Origin of the sequence: Pseudomonas sp. R3-57, from assembly GCF_051132065.1 — a bacterium.
Taxonomy (GTDB): Bacteria; Pseudomonadota; Gammaproteobacteria; order Pseudomonadales; family Pseudomonadaceae; genus Aquipseudomonas.
This window is the reverse complement of the sequence record NZ_CP071655.1, coordinates 3516901-3531594: the sequence shown is the minus strand read 5'-3', so window position 1 is coordinate 3531594 and position 14694 is coordinate 3516901. Positions and strand designations below refer to the sequence as shown.

The window sequence follows — 14694 nt, the reverse complement described above, 5'->3', positions numbered from 1 at the left end:
CTATTTCCGTTCCTGGCCATTCAGTCCAACGCTCCCATGCTCACAAACCTTTGGTACGTCGTCCTGCCGTCCGCGCAATTGACCAGCAAACTGGCGGCAGTACGTCCGCTCGGTCAGCCATTTGTTGCCTTCCGCGACGACAAGGGAGAAGCCCGTCTTCTATCCGATGTCTGTGTCCATCGTGGTGGTTCCACCATACCGCTTACGCTTGTTGACGACGCCGAAGACGTCTAACAGCTGTAGCGGCATTGCGCCTGAAGTCACACGCCATAACGCTTTTTCCCTCCTGAAGTGATGCAGTATCTTCCCCCTCGCGGCCCAATGCATACGCTGCCGGAGGAACATGAACACGATGAGCCATATTCAGTAGCGGGGCTTCGCACCGGTTGCGGCGCGGCACGTGCAGGTTTTGGAACAGGCGCGACGTAGCAATCTGAACCGCTGCAAAGACTCTTGGAGGAAAGCCACCTGGCTGGCTGGCCATCGATGCTTATGCGTACCCACTCGTTTCGTTTTTCAAAGACCTGCACCTTATCTCCGCGCTGAAGCCTGGAAATGACTTTTCCGCCGGGTTGATCTCGGATGTTGAGTTTGTCTGTGCTGACGTATTGGTCTGCAGGTGGGGCTATTGGTGAGGTAGATGTAGCCGGAACGGAGATCAATTTATCAGGTGTGCTCTGGGCGGCGGGTTGAACCTGAGATGGAGGAGTGTCCTTTTTGCCGATCACCCAAAGAACGGCGAACAGGATCAATAGCGGGACAAACCAGGATTGGGATTTTTTGCGCATATCCATTGCTCCTACAGATATCGATTAATCAGTTTTCATCGCGACCAACTTGATTACGCCGGCTTACAGTGAGATTAGACGTCCCTTCGTGTTTAGCGGTCTTGTCTCTCGTATGCAGCCCGGTTATTTCCTTTGGCTCTCATCCATAAACCCAAACATTCCATTGCTCCGATGCTTTGTCACTAAGCTTGGTTTCAGTTGAAGGATCACCCAACCGCAGCACCCAAAGGAGCAACACGTCATGCTGTCTCTCGCCCATGCAATTCGTAAAAGTTCCGGCTCTCTCGTTCAAGTACAAACTGACTACAAGCAGAACGTAGTTGCGGTCAATACCGTAATGACAAGTGTCTTGGGGTCAAGCCTGCCTACCCTCCATCAAGTGCCGCCGGATTGGCAGTCCTTTGTCAGCGCTTTTGAAGCGGCCAATGGCGACGCGCTGAATTGGGTCAATACCGTTATGGCCCGTTTGCTGAACGTCCCCCAAGAGGTGATCGGCTACAACGCAGTGATCAGCCAGGTTCTTCAGGATGCCAAAAGCCAAAGCGAAACACTGGTCGCTCAGCCAACGAATCAGATAGCACTGGCGACGCTCAATCAAGATCTGACTACGCTCACTAACCAGCTTGGCCTGGTGACCTCGTTCATCAGCGGAGCAATTGTCGCCTTACAAACATCACGTGACACGCTTCCGGATATGGCCGCCCAGCTACAGAGCATCGCTGATAAGTCGACAGTCGATGCCAATGCTGACCAAGCTCAAATTGACAAGCTCAATGCTCAAATTGATCAATTGAAGGCCGACATCAAAAGCCTCACAGCTGCCATTATTGCGCTTGGTATTGCTGACGGTGTGGCATTGACATTGGGGACTGTTGCGACAATTGCACTTTGGCCAGTTGGCGCGCTTGTCTGGTTTATGCTTGGCCCAGCGATCGCTGTTGCCAGCACTTATATTGCGCTGGACGCCAAGCAAATAGAGGCTGATCAAGCGAGCATCAAATCGACCCTTTCCATCATCCAGGGTATTACTGCCGATGTCGCAACCTTGCACGTGTTAGCGCATAACTTTGCTGATCTGGCGACGCAGTCGGTAGCGATCGAGACAAATCTGCAGGCAGTATTGGCTGAATGGCAAACCTTGGAAAATGATGTGAATGCCGCGGTAACTGACATCAGAACAGCCATTTCTGACGCCAGCTCTACTAATTTCACGGCAGTGCTCAATGACGTCAATGAAGCCATAAGCGAATGGAATGACTCCTATGCTCAAGCTGGTTCATTGCAGCTTGATCTTCAGGTGAACAATGCCAACCTCGAATATGGCATGACTTCGGCCCAGGTGCAGTCAGCGATGGCCGGCGCTAAAACAGTGGATTTGATCACGTACTACAATCAGTTGTCGCAGCAAAGAAAAGTTGCTTGAGCTCAATAAATGGCCCCGCACGTGCGGGGCTTTTTTCAACTAGCGTCGAGCTGCTTTTGGCACGTCGTCCAGCAAGTCTGATTCACTTGCCATTTCCTTTACCTCTGCTTCAAATCAGCTGAGCCTGTTCGCTCCGCAATCACCTAAGGTATCAAGCGCATCTCGCGCAGTTTGTCGAACACATCGAAAAAAGCCTGATCGCTCGCCTGGTAGGCCGTGAAACCCATTGCACGGCTTTTCGACATGTCCGTGACCACTTCGATAGGGCGGCCGAGGTCAGCATCGGTATGCCATGGCGATATCAGGCGACCAATGTCGGATTCTTTCAAGCCGTGTTCGGCGACTATTTGCGTCCATACGGCTTGGTCGTTGGCCATCTGCTTTTCAAGGGGTGAGGGGGAGGCGGGATAGTCGGCAGCACGCAAATCGAAATATTCGGCAATTCGGCCCCACATCCATTTCCAGCGAAACACATCGCCATTGGTGACATTGAATGCCTGGTTGGCCGCCGCCGGCGTGGTGGCCGCCCACAGTTGCTGTTTCGCCAACTGCCGGGCATCGGTCATATCGGTGAGGCTGTCCCACTGCACCCTTGATCCGGGGAAAACAAAAGGGCGGTTGGTTTTTTTGCAAATCGAGGCGTAGACGGCGAGGGTGGTTGCCATGTTCATCGCGTTGCCGACGGCAACTCCGGTGACGGTATGCGGGCGATGAACGCTCCAGGTGAAGCCGTCTTTTTCGGCTGCGGCGAACAGTTCGTCTTCTTGGGCGTAATAGAAATTCTCGACATCCAGACGACCCTGCTCTTCGCGAAACGGTGTTTGCGGCAGGCTGCCTTTTCCATACGCTTCGAACGGGCCGAGGTAGTGTTTCAGGCCGGTCACCAGCGCTACATGCTCAACGCTCTTGGCTGGGCGAACGGCGCTGAGGACGTTGCGTACCATGGCGGCATTGACGCGAATGTTCTCGGCTTCCGTGGCTTGCCGTGACCATGTGGTGATGAACACATGGGTGGGTTTCAACCCCGCAAGTGCACGTTCCAGCGAAGCCGGATCTTGAAGATCAGCCGCGACCGGGATCACACCTGGCGCTTGCGAGGGGTGGCGCGATAGCGCGGCGACCTGCCACTGGTTGTCGATGAGTAACTGCGTGATGGCGCTGCCGACGATGCCGCTGGCGCCCACGACCAAAGCTGTCTGAGTCATAGGTTTCTCCTGTATTCAGGTTTCGGAGTACGCCTGAGCAACAGAGGTTCAACCTGAAAATCCGTTAGAGTGTTCACCCATCCCCGTTGAAGCCTGTGAAAATGAATCGTCCGCTGTTTGTCGCGCTGGATGGCCCCAAAGGCGTCGGCAAAACCTCGCTGTTGGAGGCCATCACCGAAGTCCTGAGGGCCGACAACCAGAAAGTCATCCGGCTTTGCGAGAAAAAAAGCGACCCGTTCCGGGGCGAGACCATGCAGTTGGTGAATCGGCTTGCCCGCCATCCTGACCGGGCTCTGGAACTGCAAGTTTGCGAGCGTCTGGCTGATAGCCGCGGCTGGATTTCCCGGCATGTGCTGACCAGACAACCCACCGACAGCATTATCCTGATCGATCGCTGGTACCCGTCCGAGGCCGCGTTTCGCCGGACAGTTCCGTTCGCCGAAATCCTGCAGTTGAACCTTGATCGTGACGTCCAGGTGCCAGACCTGCATGTCGGCGTGGTCACAGCGGCAGAGATCTCCTGGGCGAGGGCGGCTGCACGACGGCGCGGCTTGAGCAGTACCGTGCTTCGCGGTCTGGAGGAGCATGTCGCTTGTACTCAGGCGTTTGAACAAGCCGTCGCGGATCAGGGTTGGTTTTTATGCCGGAATGAGGGAACGATCGAGGAGGCGACTAGGCGGGTGGTTGGGGAGATCAGTCGTGTGATGAGCAGACTCTGCACATCGACCTGAATGACCGGGCCGATGATGGATTCAAAGCGATCCGTTCAGGCCGCCGCAACCCTCGAATCTCCCCGAATCAGTTCCCTCTCCTGGGGGAGAGGGCTAGGGTGAGGGGCTGTCCGTCCGTGACAATGAAGTCTCCAGCCTGGCCAACGGCGGCGCATCCTGACTGCGGTCAAATACTTGAATGCCAACCGTGAGGAGCCGTCCCTTTTCTGCGGTCGCGATCACCTGCTCACAGCGCAACAACAACCGCCCCTGATCACACTCAACGGCTTTCAGGCCCACCGGCAACCGCCCCTCCAATCGCAACTCCGCCATCCGGCTCTGCGCCGCCACCAGCGCAATCGACCGATCCCGCAGCAGCCCGTTGCTCTGCGTCATCATTCCCGCCACGCGTACAGCCGCGGACATCGCCACGGCGATGATCGCCAGCGCCACCAGCACTTCAATCAGGGTGAATCCGCTTTGGCGGGAACGCGCAGGCATAAAAGCCCCAAAAGCAAAAAACAGTCCTCGACGCTAACCCGCACGCTTGACGGCTTGACGACGAAAACTCCCGAGGATTTTCAACATCCCTGACATATCTTCTTGCAACACTGCGCGTCGAATCGAACCAAGCCAGGGATTGTCGAGATGGATATCGCACCTTTCACTTCGCGCCAGCAACCGCTGCGCACGCCGCGTGGGCAGCAGGGTTTTACCCTGATCGAGATCATGGTGGTGGTGGTCATTCTGGGGATTCTCGCGGCGATGGTGGTGCCCAAGGTGCTCGACCGGCCGGATCAGGCGCGGGCGACGGCGGCCAAGCAGGATGTTGGCGGGTTGATGCAGGCGTTGAAGTTGTATCGCCTCGACCACGGCACGTACCCGAGCATGAATCAGGGGATGAAAGTGCTGGTCGAGCGGCCGGCGGATGCGAAGAACAGCAACTGGCGCTCGTACCTGGAGCGCTTGCCGAACGATCCGTGGGGCCGGCCTTATCAATACCTCAACCCCGGTGCCAATGGCGAGATCGACATCTTTTCCCTCGGTGCCGACGGTCAGCCGGACGGCGACGGCGTGAATGCCGATATCGGTTCCTGGCAGTTGTAAGGCCGGCCATGAATCGCCGTTCGCCCAAGGGGGCGAAGCAGGGAGGCATGGCGATCATCAGCGCCTTGTTGATTGCCGCCGTGGTGGCGGTGATCGCGGCGGGGATGTTGACGCGCCAGAGCGTGTCGACCCGTGCGCTGGAAGCCGATCAGCAGCGCATTCAAGGGCGCTGGCTGGCGCAGGGCGGGCTGGAAATCAGTCGTCAATTGCTGTGGGATGTACGCCAGCGTGACCCGTTGACCCGGCTCGATCAGCCGTGGGCGCAAAGCTTGAATGCGCAGGGTTTTCAAGGGCGGCTGGAGGATGAGCAGGGCAAGTTCAACCTGCGCAATCTGGTGGCCAACGAACGAGTTGATGATGAGCAGGTACGAGCGTTCGAGCGCTTGTGCGGGTTGCTCGGTGTCAATGCCGGGTTGAGCCAGCGGATCATTCAGCGGGTGATCGGCTCTTACCCGCGACTGATCAATGCGCAGATCGCTGAGACCACGAAAAACACTTTCGACAGTGGCCGCTTGACCTCGCCCAATGCTTCACGCAAACCACAAAACCCGACGCTGCCGATGCTGCGCAGCCTTGAGGATTTGCGCAGCATCGATGGCGTAAATGACGCGGTGATCGGCAAACTCGCGGCGTACCTGACGGTGATTCCGGCGACGACCTGGCTCAACGGCAACACCGCCACCGCGCCGGTGTTGGCGGCGTATGTGCCGGGGTTGTCGCTGGAGCGGGCGCAGGCGCTGATCAATGAGCGCGATGCCGGGCGCTGGTTCATCAACCGGGGCGATTTCGTCAACCGCTTGCGCATGCCGGAACTGGAGCTGACCACTGTGCGGGTCGGCATCACCAGCGACTGGTTTCGCCTGCGCGGCGAAGCGCGGCGCGATCAGCGGCGCGTCAGTCTCGAGGCGTTGCTGCATCGCAGTCAGGACCGCTTGCCACAAGTGATCTGGTCGCGGGTGGGCGCATGAGTCAGCTCAGAGTTGCGCTGCCACCACTGGCAAATCTTGATCTGGACAGCGAGCTGCACGTTGCCTGGCTGGACCGTGCCGGTCAGGTCAGCCGTGAACAATCCATGAGCTTGAGGCAGTTGAGCCAAGTGCCGAAACTGCCGCCGCTGCTGGGTTTTCTGCACCCGGCGGACAGCCTGTTGGCGAGTATCGACCTGCCGCCGCTGCCGGCCAATAAAACCGCAGCGGCGGTGCAGTGCGCGGCGCAGGCCTTGGTGCTTGGCGACCTCAGCGAGATGCACGTTGCCCACGGGCCGCGCGACGAGGCCGGGCGGGTGCAGATCGCCTGGGCACCGCGTCAGCCGTTGCAGCAACTGGCGCAGTTGTTGAAACACGCGGGTTTGAATCTGCGCGGTCTCTACCCGGCGGCCTACAGCTTGCCGGTGTTGCCGGGCACCGTCGCGTGTGTGCGGGACGGGCATCTGCTGCTGCGCGACAGTGTGCAGGCGGCGCGGGTGCAACCGTTGTTCGGCGAGGACGTCGACACCGCGATGTGGGAGCCGGGCACCACCCTGCACTGGATTGGCGATCAGGCGCCGGTGTCTGCCGAGGTGCCGATGGCCGATGCGCAGCGCTGGACCGGGCCGTTGCCGGGTTGGGGCTTGCACGGCGCGGTGCAGTCGCAGACTACCGAACATCGCGGCTGGGGCCGGGCGATCGGCTTATCGGCGCTGGCTGTCGCGGTGTGGGTCGTTGGCCTGAATCTGTACGCCGCGCGCGAAGCCAGTCAGGGCCAGCAGCTCAAGGCGCAGATGAGTCAGCGGGTCAAACAGGCGTTTCCGCAGTTGCCGGTGATTCTCAACCCGCTGCAACAGGCGCGGCAGCAATTGGCCGAGCGGCAGAAGGGCGCGACAGATGATCCGGCGCAAACCTTCAACCGCCTGGTATTGCAGGCCGGCAGCAGCATGCCGTCCATGGCCGGCACGGTCGAGCGCCTGACCTTTGCCGACGACACCTTGCAACTGGCGTTGCTCAGCGAGGCCCGGCGCAGCGCGAACAATCAGGAGTGGCAAACCACCTTGGCGCAGGCCGGCATCAGCGTCACCGCCGACGACGAGGGCTGGATTTTGCGCCCGTCCAGCGAAGCCGCCGCAAGCGACAGCGACGACAGCAGCGGAGCGGAAGAAGATGAATAAGCTCGCGCCTTACCGGGCGAAGTGGCAGCGCTTCAGCGCTCAGTTGCAGGCGCGCTGGCAGCCGTTGGCGTCGCGCGAGAAACGCATGGTCGGCGGCATGGCCGTGGCGCTGATTGGCCTTTTACTGTGGGTTGCGCTGATCCAGCCGCCATTGAAAAAAATCAGCTATTGGCAAACCGAAACACCGAAGTTGCGCGCACAAACCGAAGCGCTGGAGGTGCTGCTGCGCGAAGTCAGCGTGCGCCCGGACGGGCAAAGCGTGGCCCAGGCGCTGGAGCAAACCCTGCACGCCAGCAGCCTGGCCGGGCACTATCAATTGCAACCCGGTGAGGCCGGCGCCTGGCAGTTGACCTTCGATGGCGCGCCAGCGGACGCGGTAATCGACTGGCTGCTGAGCACGCCGTCGCAACTTTCTCTGCAAGTGGTTGAGGCCCGTTTGCAACGCGCAGACAACCCCTCGACCGAAGTCACTGCCGGCACGTTGTCAGGCACCGTTCGCATGGATCAGGCGCTGGGCGCTAAGGAAGCTTCATGAAGGGGTCAGGATCCAAACCGGCACAACTGGCATTGCCGTTGTTGCTGATGGCGTTGAGTGCGTGCAGCAACACCGGAACGCCGCAAAATCAGCCGCCGTTGCTGGTCGACAGTGAATTGGGCCGACCGCTGGCGAGTACCCAGCGCAGCGGCGACGCGGTGCTCGATCGCGAACGCGCGCAGGCGCAGGCGCGACCGGCGCCCAAACAGTTGCACAACATCAGCAAAAGCGCGCGGGCCGGGGCCACGTCTACGGGCAGCAGCTTGCCGAGCAATCCGTTGGGTGATCAACCGGTGACATTGAATTTTGTCGACGCCGATATACAAGCGGTGGTGCGCGCGCTGTCGCGTTCGACCGGCCAGCAGTTTCTCGTCGATCCGCGGGTCAAGGGCACGCTGACCCTGGTTTCGGAAGGGCAGGTGCCGGCGCGGCAGGCTTACGACATGTTGCTGGCGGCATTGCGCATGCAGGGTTTCAGCGTGGTCGATGTCGGCGGCGTCGCCCAAGTGGTGCCGGAAGCCGATGCGAAACTGCTCGGCGGGCCGATCTACAGCGCCGACAAACCGGCCGGCAACGGCATGCTCACCCGCACCTTTCGCCTGCAATACGAGAACGCGGTGAACCTGATTCCGGTGCTGCGGCCGATCGTCTCGCCGAATAACCCGATCAACGCTTATCCGGGCAACAACACCATCGTCATTACCGATTACGCCGAGAACCTCACGCGCGTTGCGCAGTTGATCGCCAGCATCGATTCGCCAAGCGCGATCGACACCGACGTGGTGCAGATCCAGAACGGCATTGCTGCCGACATCGCGCCGATGGTCGCCGATCTGCTCGACGCACCGGGCAACGATCCGACGCAAAAAATCGCCGTGATCGGTGATCCGCGCTCCAACAGCATCATCATCCGCGCCGGCAGCCCCGAGCGCACCGAGCTGGCGCGCAACCTGATCTACAAACTCGACAACGCGCAGAGCAATCCGAGCAATCTGCATGTGGTGTACCTGCGCAACGCGCAAGCGGCGAAACTGGCGCAGGCGCTGCGCGGTCTTCTTACCGGTGAGAGCGACAGCGGCAGCAGCGACACTGCGCGCTCGGTGCTCAGCAGCATGGGCAGCAGCACCGGTGGCAACGCTGGGCAGGCTGGTCAGAGCGGCACACCCACCACCGGCAATTCGACCACGACCAACAGCGGCAGCAGCGGCGGCAGTTATGCCCAAGGCGGCAGTGCCGGCAGCAGTAGCGGCGGGGCGCAAAGCAGCGAGCAGAACGTGGCGTTCACCGCCGGCGGCGTGACCATTCAGGCCGACGCCACCACCAACACCTTGCTGATTTCCGCGCCGGAGCCGCTGTACCGCAACCTGCGCGAGGTCATCGATTTGCTCGACCAGCGCCGCGCGCAAGTCGTAATCGAAAGCCTGATCGTCGAAGTCGGCGAGGACGATGCCAGCGAGTTCGGTGTGCAATGGCAGACCGGCGATCTCGGCGGCAAAGGCGTGATCGGCGGTGCCAATCTGGGCGGCTCGGGGATCAACCTCAGCGGTAAGACCAGCCTCGATGTGCTGCCGCAGGGGCTGAACCTCGGCTACGTCAACGGCACCGTCGACATTCCCGGCATCGGCAAGATTCTCGACCTCAAAGTGCTGGCCCGCGCTCTGAAGAGCAAGGGCGGCACCAACGTGCTGTCGACGCCCAACCTGCTGACCCTGGACAACGAAGCGGCGAGCATTTTCGTCGGCCAGACCATCCCGTTTGTCAGCGGCAGTTACGTCACCGGTGGCGGTGGCACCAGCAACAACCCGTTCCAGACCGTGACCCGCGAAGAGGTCGGCCTCAAGCTCAATGTGCGCCCGCAGATTTCCGAGGGCGGCACGGTCAAGCTCGACATCTATCAGGAAGTCAGCAGCATTGACGAGCGCGCTTCCGCCAGCGTGAATGCCGCCGGCATCGTCACCAACAAACGCGCGATCGACACCAGCATTCTGCTCGATGACGGCCAGATCATGGTTCTCGGCGGCCTGCTGCAGGACGGCTACAGCCAGAGCAATGACGCGGTGCCGTGGCTGTCGACAATTCCGGGAATCGGCGCGCTGTTTCGCAACGAGCGCCGGGCGATCACCAAGACCAACCTGATGGTGTTCCTGCGCCCGTACATCATTCGCGACAGCGAAGCGGGGCGCAGCATTACGCTGAACCGCTACGACTTCATGCGCCGCGCGCAGGGCGGTCTGCAACCGGAACGCAGCTGGGCGATGCCGGACATGCAGGCGCCTCAGTTGCCTTCGGCGGCGCAAGGCGTGCCGGCGGTGGTGCCGACTTCCAGCCCGCGCGCGACGATCAAGGCAGTGCCCATCCGATGAACACCACGTCCCGTTGTGATGTTGATCGTTCCCATGCTCTGTGTGGGAATGCCTCTTGCGACGCTCTGCGTCGGCTTTGGGACGCAGAGCGTCCCTTGCTGCATTCCCACGCGGAGCATGGGAACGATCAAGTGCCTACGGGCAGGTGTGTGTCTTGAGTCGCTTGCCCTACGCCTGGGCCAAGGCGCAGCGGATTCTGCTGCGCGATGACGTGCTGACCGTGTGCCCGTCGACGCCGGGCTGGTCGATCAGCGAAGCGCGGCGCCAGTTCGGCGTGGCGCGGCTGGAGCGGGTGCGTGATGACGAACTCGACGGCTTGCTTGCCGCCGCGTATTCCGACACCGGCAGCGCTGCCGCCGTGGTCGGTGCTGCGGAAAACGAAGTCGACCTTGATCGCTTGATGCAGGACATGCCGGAAATCACCGACCTGCTCGACACCCAGGACGGCGCGCCGGTGATCCGCATGATCAACGCCTTGCTGACCCAGGCGGCGCGCGACGAGGCCAGCGACATTCATATCGAGCCGTTCGAGACCCATTCGGTGGTGCGCTACCGCGTCGACGGCACCCTGCGCGATGTGGTCTCGCCGCGCAAGGCGCTGCACGGCGCACTGGTGTCGCGGATCAAGATCATGGCCCAGCTCGACATCGCCGAAAAACGCCTGCCGCAAGACGGCCGGATCGCCTTGCGCGTGGCCGGGCGGCCGATCGATATTCGTGTGTCGACGGTGCCGACCGGCCATGGCGAACGGGTGGTGATGCGCTTGCTCGACAAGCAGGCCGGGCGCCTGCAACTGGAGACCCTCGGCATGGATGCGCAGGTGCTGGCCAAGCTCGATCAGCTGATCCGCCAGCCCCACGGCATCGTGCTGGTCACCGGGCCGACCGGCAGCGGCAAGACCACCAGTCTCTACGCAGCGCTGGCGCGACTGGACGCCAGCACCAGCAACATTCTGACCGTAGAAGACCCAGTCGAATATGACCTGCCGGGGATCAGCCAGATTCAGGTCAACGCCAAGATCGACATGACCTTCGCCCTGGCGCTGCGGGCGATTCTGCGCCAGGACCCGGACATCATCATGATCGGCGAGATCCGCGATCTGGAAACCGCACAAATCGCCGTGCAGGCCTCGCTGACCGGTCACTTGGTGTTGGCGACGCTGCACACCAACGACGCGGTGTCGGCGGTCAACCGCTTGATCGACATGGGCGTCGAGCCGTTTCTGCTGGCCTCATCGATGCTTGGCGTGCTCGCGCAACGACTGGTGCGCCGTCTGTGCAACCAGTGCAAACAGGAAGACCCGGCCGCGCCCGGCACCTGGCGCCCGGTCGGCTGCGCCGCGTGCAATCAGACCGGTTACAGCGGCCGCACCGGCATTCATGAATTGTTCTGTATCGACGACGACATCCGCACGCTGATTCACCAAGGGGCAGGGGAGCAGGCCTTGCGCGCCTCGGCCGCCAAAGCCGGGATGTTCAGTTTGCGCGAGGACGGTGAGCGCTGGATCCGCAGCGGCGCCACCGCGCCGGAAGAAATCCTGCGTGTAACCCGGGACGCCTGATGAATCGCTATCGTTTTGAGGCCGCCGATGCCAGCGGCAAGATCGAGTCCGGGCATCTGGAGGCGGACAGTCAGGGCGCGGCGTTCAGCGCCTTGCGCGGGCGTGGTTTGACCGCGCTGTCGGTGCACAAGGAGAGCAACGTTGCCCAGCACGGCGGCGGCGGATTGTTCAGTGCCAGGCTGTCGGACAACGATCTGGCCTGGGCCACGCGGCAACTGGCGAGCCTGCTGGGCGCGAGTCTGCCGCTGGAAGCGGCGCTGAGTGCCACGGTCGAGCAGGCGGAGAAAAAGCACATCGCCCACACCCTCAGCGCCGTGCGCGCCGATGTGCGCAGCGGCATGCGCCTGGCGGAATCGCTGGCGGCGCGACCGCGGGATTTTCCCGAGATCTATCGGGCGCTGATCGCCGCAGGGGAGGAGTCCGGGGATCTGGCGCAGGTCATGGAACGCCTCGCGGATTACATCGAGGAGCGCAACAACCTGCGCGGCAAGATTCTCACCGCGTTCATCTACCCGGGCGTGGTCGGTCTGGTGTCGATCGGCATTGTGATTTTCCTGCTCAGTTATGTGGTGCCGCAGGTGGTCAGTGCGTTTTCCCAGGCGCGCCAGGATCTGCCGGGGCTGACTCTGGCGATGCTCACCGCGAGTGATTTCATTCGTGCCTGGGGCTGGTTGTGTGCGGCGCTCATCGCCGGGGCGTTCTGGTGCTGGCGCTTGTATTTGCGCAACCCGGCGGCGCGGTTGCGCTGGCATCATCGGGTGCTGAAGTTGCCACTGTTCGGACGGTTTATTCTGGGCCTGAACACTGCGCGCTTCGCTTCGACACTGGCGATTCTCGGCGGCGCCGGGGTGCCGTTGTTGCGCGCACTGGAGGCGGCGCGGCAGACGTTGTCCAATGATCGCTTGAGTCTGAGCGTCAGCGAGGCGACCGCAAAAGTGCGCGAGGGGGCGAATCTGGCGGCGGCGTTGCGCGTCGAAAACGTGTTTCCGCCAGTGCTGATTCACCTGATCGCCAGCGGCGAAAAAACCGGCTCGTTGCCGCCCATGCTCGAGCGTGCGGCGCAGACCCTGTCGCGCGACATCGAGCGCCGGGCGATGGGCATGACCGCACTGCTGGAGCCGCTGATGATTGTGGTGATGGGTGGGGTGGTGCTGGTGATTGTGATGGCGGTGTTGTTGCCGATCATTGAGATCAACCAATTGGTCCAGTAGCGGTGTGCCTGAAATATTGATTGTGACTGGGCCGGCCTCATCGCTGGCAAGCCAGCTCCCACAGGGTTTTGTGTTGTGTCGCAGTTCGCATTGTCAACCTGGCTCCTTGTGGGAGCTGGCTTGCCAGCGATGAGGCCAGTCAGGCCAATGAACAATTCAAAGTTTTTGCAAAAGATTCTCCATCACCCGACCCTCAAAAGAACCATCCTCGGGTTCTCCTTTCTGTCATCTGCAACCACCCGCCAACGGCTCCAGCCCGATTGCGCCAAATCCGCGGTCCAGACACCCCTCCAACCCCCGCAAACACCCGAGAAAACCGCTCTGAAAACAGCGTTCAGCTCCCGAGGTTTTTTCCTTTATCTGTCACCGGAAACTGCGAATTTCTCAGTGCGACTTAACCCCGGCCAGCCAGCGAGGGCCCGGTGAGTCCTCAATAAAAGCGTCATGCAAGTCATCCGAAAAACCTGTGTTCACAACCTAGTTGAAAAGGAGATTCTTCATGTTCAAGCGCACTCTGATCGCCGCATCCCTGACCGTCGCCGCTCTGGCTTCCGCACAAGCCATGGCCGTTACCGGTGGTGGTGCAACTCTGCCTGCCGCTCTGTACAAAGGTTCTGCCGACAGCATCCTGCCGGCCAACTTCAGCTACGCGGCTGTGGGTAGCGGCGCCGGCAAAACGGCCTTCCTGACCAACGTCGCCACTGGCTTTGGCGCCACCGGCACCGTGCACTTCGCCGGCAGCGACTCGGTGCTCAGCGCTTCGGAAATCAGCACCTACAACAGCGCTTTCGGTGCTTCATACGGCCCGCTGATCCAACTGCCTTCGGTTGCCACTTCGGTTGCCATCCCTTACAAAAAATCCGGCCAGACCGCTCTGAACCTGACCAGCGCTCAACTGTGCGACGCCTTCTCGGGCACCGTGACGACCTGGGGCGGCCTGCTGGGCACTGCTGACACCACGCCGATCCGCATCGTTTATCGCAACACTTCCAGCGGTACTTCGGAAATTCTCACCCGTCACCTGAATGCTGTCTGCCCAACCAAATTCACCACCAACTCGACGTTCGTCAAGGCACGTCCAGCCGGTTCCACCTTGCCTTCGAACTGGGTCGGTGTCGCTGGCACTGCTGACGTTGCGCCTACCGTTGCAGCCGTTGATGGTTCGCTCGGTTATGTCGGTCCGGATGGCATTGACGCCACCAGCAACGCCCTGGTTTCACGCATCAACAACGTACAGCCAACGTCGGCCAACGTTGCCCTGGCACTGGCTTCGGTAACTCCACCAGCGACCGCTGCTCTGGCTGCTGACCCGATTCGCTGGTCGCCAGTGGTGGCTAACCCGGCCATCGGTTACAAACTGGCTGCCTACACCAACCTCATCGTCGGTCAGTGCTACAAGGATGCAGCTGTGGCCAACGACGTGAAGGCTTTCCTGACCACTCACTACAACACCACCACCAACGACCTGGCCATCAAGAACCACGGTTTCGTAACCGTTCCATCGGCCTGGAAAACCAAGGTGTATGAGACGTTCGTTTCCAACGCTACCGGTTACAACCTGAACATCAACAACACCAGCGTCTGCAACACCATCGGTCGTCCTCAGTAAGACGCTCGATTCACTCTGCAACACGAATGGCAGCCCTCG

General features: G+C 60.9%; 14 protein-coding genes. 11 read left to right on the top strand and 3 right to left on the bottom strand.

The genetic code is table 11. The features are described from left to right. Positions 1–36: 36 nt before the first annotated feature. Positions 37–234 (top strand): Rieske 2Fe-2S domain-containing protein, encoded by a 198-nt coding sequence (locus tag J3P93_RS15745; RefSeq protein ID WP_434589372.1) that lies wholly within the window; start codon positions 37–39, stop codon positions 232–234. A 26-nt stretch (positions 235–260) separates the two neighbouring features. On the opposite strand, the gene J3P93_RS15740 is transcribed toward J3P93_RS15745, so the two are convergent. Further along, the gene (locus tag J3P93_RS15740; protein WP_434589370.1) at positions 261–788 is read right to left on the bottom strand and encodes an SH3 domain-containing protein; all 528 of its coding nucleotides are present in this window, start codon (positions 786–788) and stop codon (positions 261–263) included. Between the two features lie 241 nt (positions 789–1029). Here J3P93_RS15740 and J3P93_RS15735 point away from each other — a divergent pair, with 241 nt between their 5' ends. Next, a complete protein-coding gene (locus tag J3P93_RS15735; protein ID WP_434589369.1) occupies positions 1030–2211 on the top strand; it encodes a hypothetical protein in 1182 nt (393 codons plus the stop codon). Positions 2212–2354: 143 nt separating this feature from the next. Here J3P93_RS15735 and J3P93_RS15730 read toward each other — a convergent pair whose 3' ends face one another. Next, on the bottom strand, positions 2355–3416 hold the full coding sequence (locus J3P93_RS15730; protein ID WP_434589367.1) for an SDR family oxidoreductase: 1062 nt from the start codon (positions 3414–3416) through the stop codon (positions 2355–2357). Positions 3417–3517: 101 nt separating this feature from the next. On the opposite strand from J3P93_RS15730, the gene J3P93_RS15725 reads away from it, so the two are divergent. Further along, positions 3518–4147 carry a dTMP kinase gene (locus J3P93_RS15725; RefSeq protein ID WP_434589365.1) on the top strand — a complete coding sequence of 210 codons (630 nt, stop codon included), beginning with the start codon at positions 3518–3520 and terminating at the stop codon, positions 4145–4147. A gap of 93 nt (positions 4148–4240) precedes the next feature. Here J3P93_RS15725 and gspI read toward each other — a convergent pair whose 3' ends face one another. Continuing rightward, complete coding sequence (gspI, locus tag J3P93_RS15720) at positions 4241–4627, bottom strand: type II secretion system minor pseudopilin GspI (protein ID WP_434589363.1); 387 nt, start codon at positions 4625–4627, stop codon at positions 4241–4243. Between the two features lie 147 nt (positions 4628–4774). Between gspI and gspG the strand changes: the two genes are divergently transcribed. The 8 genes from gspG to J3P93_RS15680 all read left to right on the top strand — a co-directional run bounded on the left by gspG (position 4775) and on the right by J3P93_RS15680 (position 14655). Continuing rightward, positions 4775–5233 carry a type II secretion system major pseudopilin GspG gene (gspG, locus tag J3P93_RS15715; RefSeq protein ID WP_434589361.1) on the top strand — a complete coding sequence of 153 codons (459 nt, stop codon included), beginning with the start codon at positions 4775–4777 and terminating at the stop codon, positions 5231–5233. Between the two features lie 8 nt (positions 5234–5241). Then, positions 5242–6201, top strand: a complete 960-nt coding sequence (gene gspK / locus J3P93_RS15710) for a type II secretion system minor pseudopilin GspK (protein ID WP_434589359.1) — start codon at positions 5242–5244, stop codon at positions 6199–6201. Next, positions 6198–7376 (top strand): type II secretion system protein GspL, encoded by a 1179-nt coding sequence (gene gspL, locus J3P93_RS15705; protein WP_434589357.1) that lies wholly within the window; start codon positions 6198–6200, stop codon positions 7374–7376. The genes gspK and gspL overlap by 4 nt, the downstream gene beginning before the upstream one ends. After that, positions 7369–7911 (top strand): type II secretion system protein GspM, encoded by a 543-nt coding sequence (gspM, locus tag J3P93_RS15700; protein ID WP_434589355.1) that lies wholly within the window; start codon positions 7369–7371, stop codon positions 7909–7911. Before gspL ends, gspM begins: the two co-directional genes overlap by 8 nt. Beyond that, positions 7908–10274: a type II secretion system secretin GspD gene (gspD, locus tag J3P93_RS15695; RefSeq protein ID WP_434589353.1), complete on the top strand. Its 2367-nt coding sequence runs from the start codon at positions 7908–7910 to the stop codon at positions 10272–10274. Before gspM ends, gspD begins: the two co-directional genes overlap by 4 nt. Positions 10275–10428: 154 nt before the next feature. Next, positions 10429–11835 carry a type II secretion system ATPase GspE gene (gene gspE, locus J3P93_RS15690; protein WP_206416443.1) on the top strand — a complete coding sequence of 469 codons (1407 nt, stop codon included), beginning with the start codon at positions 10429–10431 and terminating at the stop codon, positions 11833–11835. Further along, on the top strand, positions 11835–13046 hold the full coding sequence (gene gspF, locus J3P93_RS15685; protein ID WP_434589350.1) for a type II secretion system inner membrane protein GspF: 1212 nt from the start codon (positions 11835–11837) through the stop codon (positions 13044–13046). Before gspE ends, gspF begins: the two co-directional genes overlap by 1 nt. A gap of 499 nt (positions 13047–13545) precedes the next feature. Then, the gene (locus J3P93_RS15680; RefSeq protein ID WP_434589348.1) at positions 13546–14655 is read left to right on the top strand and encodes a substrate-binding domain-containing protein; all 1110 of its coding nucleotides are present in this window, start codon (positions 13546–13548) and stop codon (positions 14653–14655) included. The last annotated feature ends 39 nt before the right edge of the window (positions 14656–14694 follow it).

What these genes read in the sequence shown, in the direction of transcription:
- J3P93_RS15745 (WP_434589372.1), top strand. Translation starts at nt 37, where the DNA reads ATGCTCACAAACCTTTGGTACGTCGTCCTGCCGTCCGCGCAATTGACC.
- J3P93_RS15740 (WP_434589370.1), bottom strand. Translation starts at nt 788, where the DNA reads ATGCGCAAAAAATCCCAATCCTGGTTTGTCCCGCTATTGATCCTGTTC.
- J3P93_RS15735 (WP_434589369.1), top strand. Translation starts at nt 1,030, where the DNA reads ATGCTGTCTCTCGCCCATGCAATTCGTAAAAGTTCCGGCTCTCTCGTT.
- J3P93_RS15730 (WP_434589367.1), bottom strand. Translation starts at nt 3,416, where the DNA reads ATGACTCAGACAGCTTTGGTCGTGGGCGCCAGCGGCATCGTCGGCAGC.
- J3P93_RS15725 (WP_434589365.1), top strand. Translation starts at nt 3,518, where the DNA reads ATGAATCGTCCGCTGTTTGTCGCGCTGGATGGCCCCAAAGGCGTCGGC.
- gspI (WP_434589363.1), bottom strand. Translation starts at nt 4,627, where the DNA reads ATGCCTGCGCGTTCCCGCCAAAGCGGATTCACCCTGATTGAAGTGCTG.
- gspG (WP_434589361.1), top strand. Translation starts at nt 4,775, where the DNA reads ATGGATATCGCACCTTTCACTTCGCGCCAGCAACCGCTGCGCACGCCG.
- gspK (WP_434589359.1), top strand. Translation starts at nt 5,242, where the DNA reads ATGAATCGCCGTTCGCCCAAGGGGGCGAAGCAGGGAGGCATGGCGATC.
- gspL (WP_434589357.1), top strand. Translation starts at nt 6,198, where the DNA reads ATGAGTCAGCTCAGAGTTGCGCTGCCACCACTGGCAAATCTTGATCTG.
- gspM (WP_434589355.1), top strand. Translation starts at nt 7,369, where the DNA reads ATGAATAAGCTCGCGCCTTACCGGGCGAAGTGGCAGCGCTTCAGCGCT.
- gspD (WP_434589353.1), top strand. Translation starts at nt 7,908, where the DNA reads ATGAAGGGGTCAGGATCCAAACCGGCACAACTGGCATTGCCGTTGTTG.
- gspF (WP_434589350.1), top strand. Translation starts at nt 11,835, where the DNA reads ATGAATCGCTATCGTTTTGAGGCCGCCGATGCCAGCGGCAAGATCGAG.
- J3P93_RS15680 (WP_434589348.1), top strand. Translation starts at nt 13,546, where the DNA reads ATGTTCAAGCGCACTCTGATCGCCGCATCCCTGACCGTCGCCGCTCTG.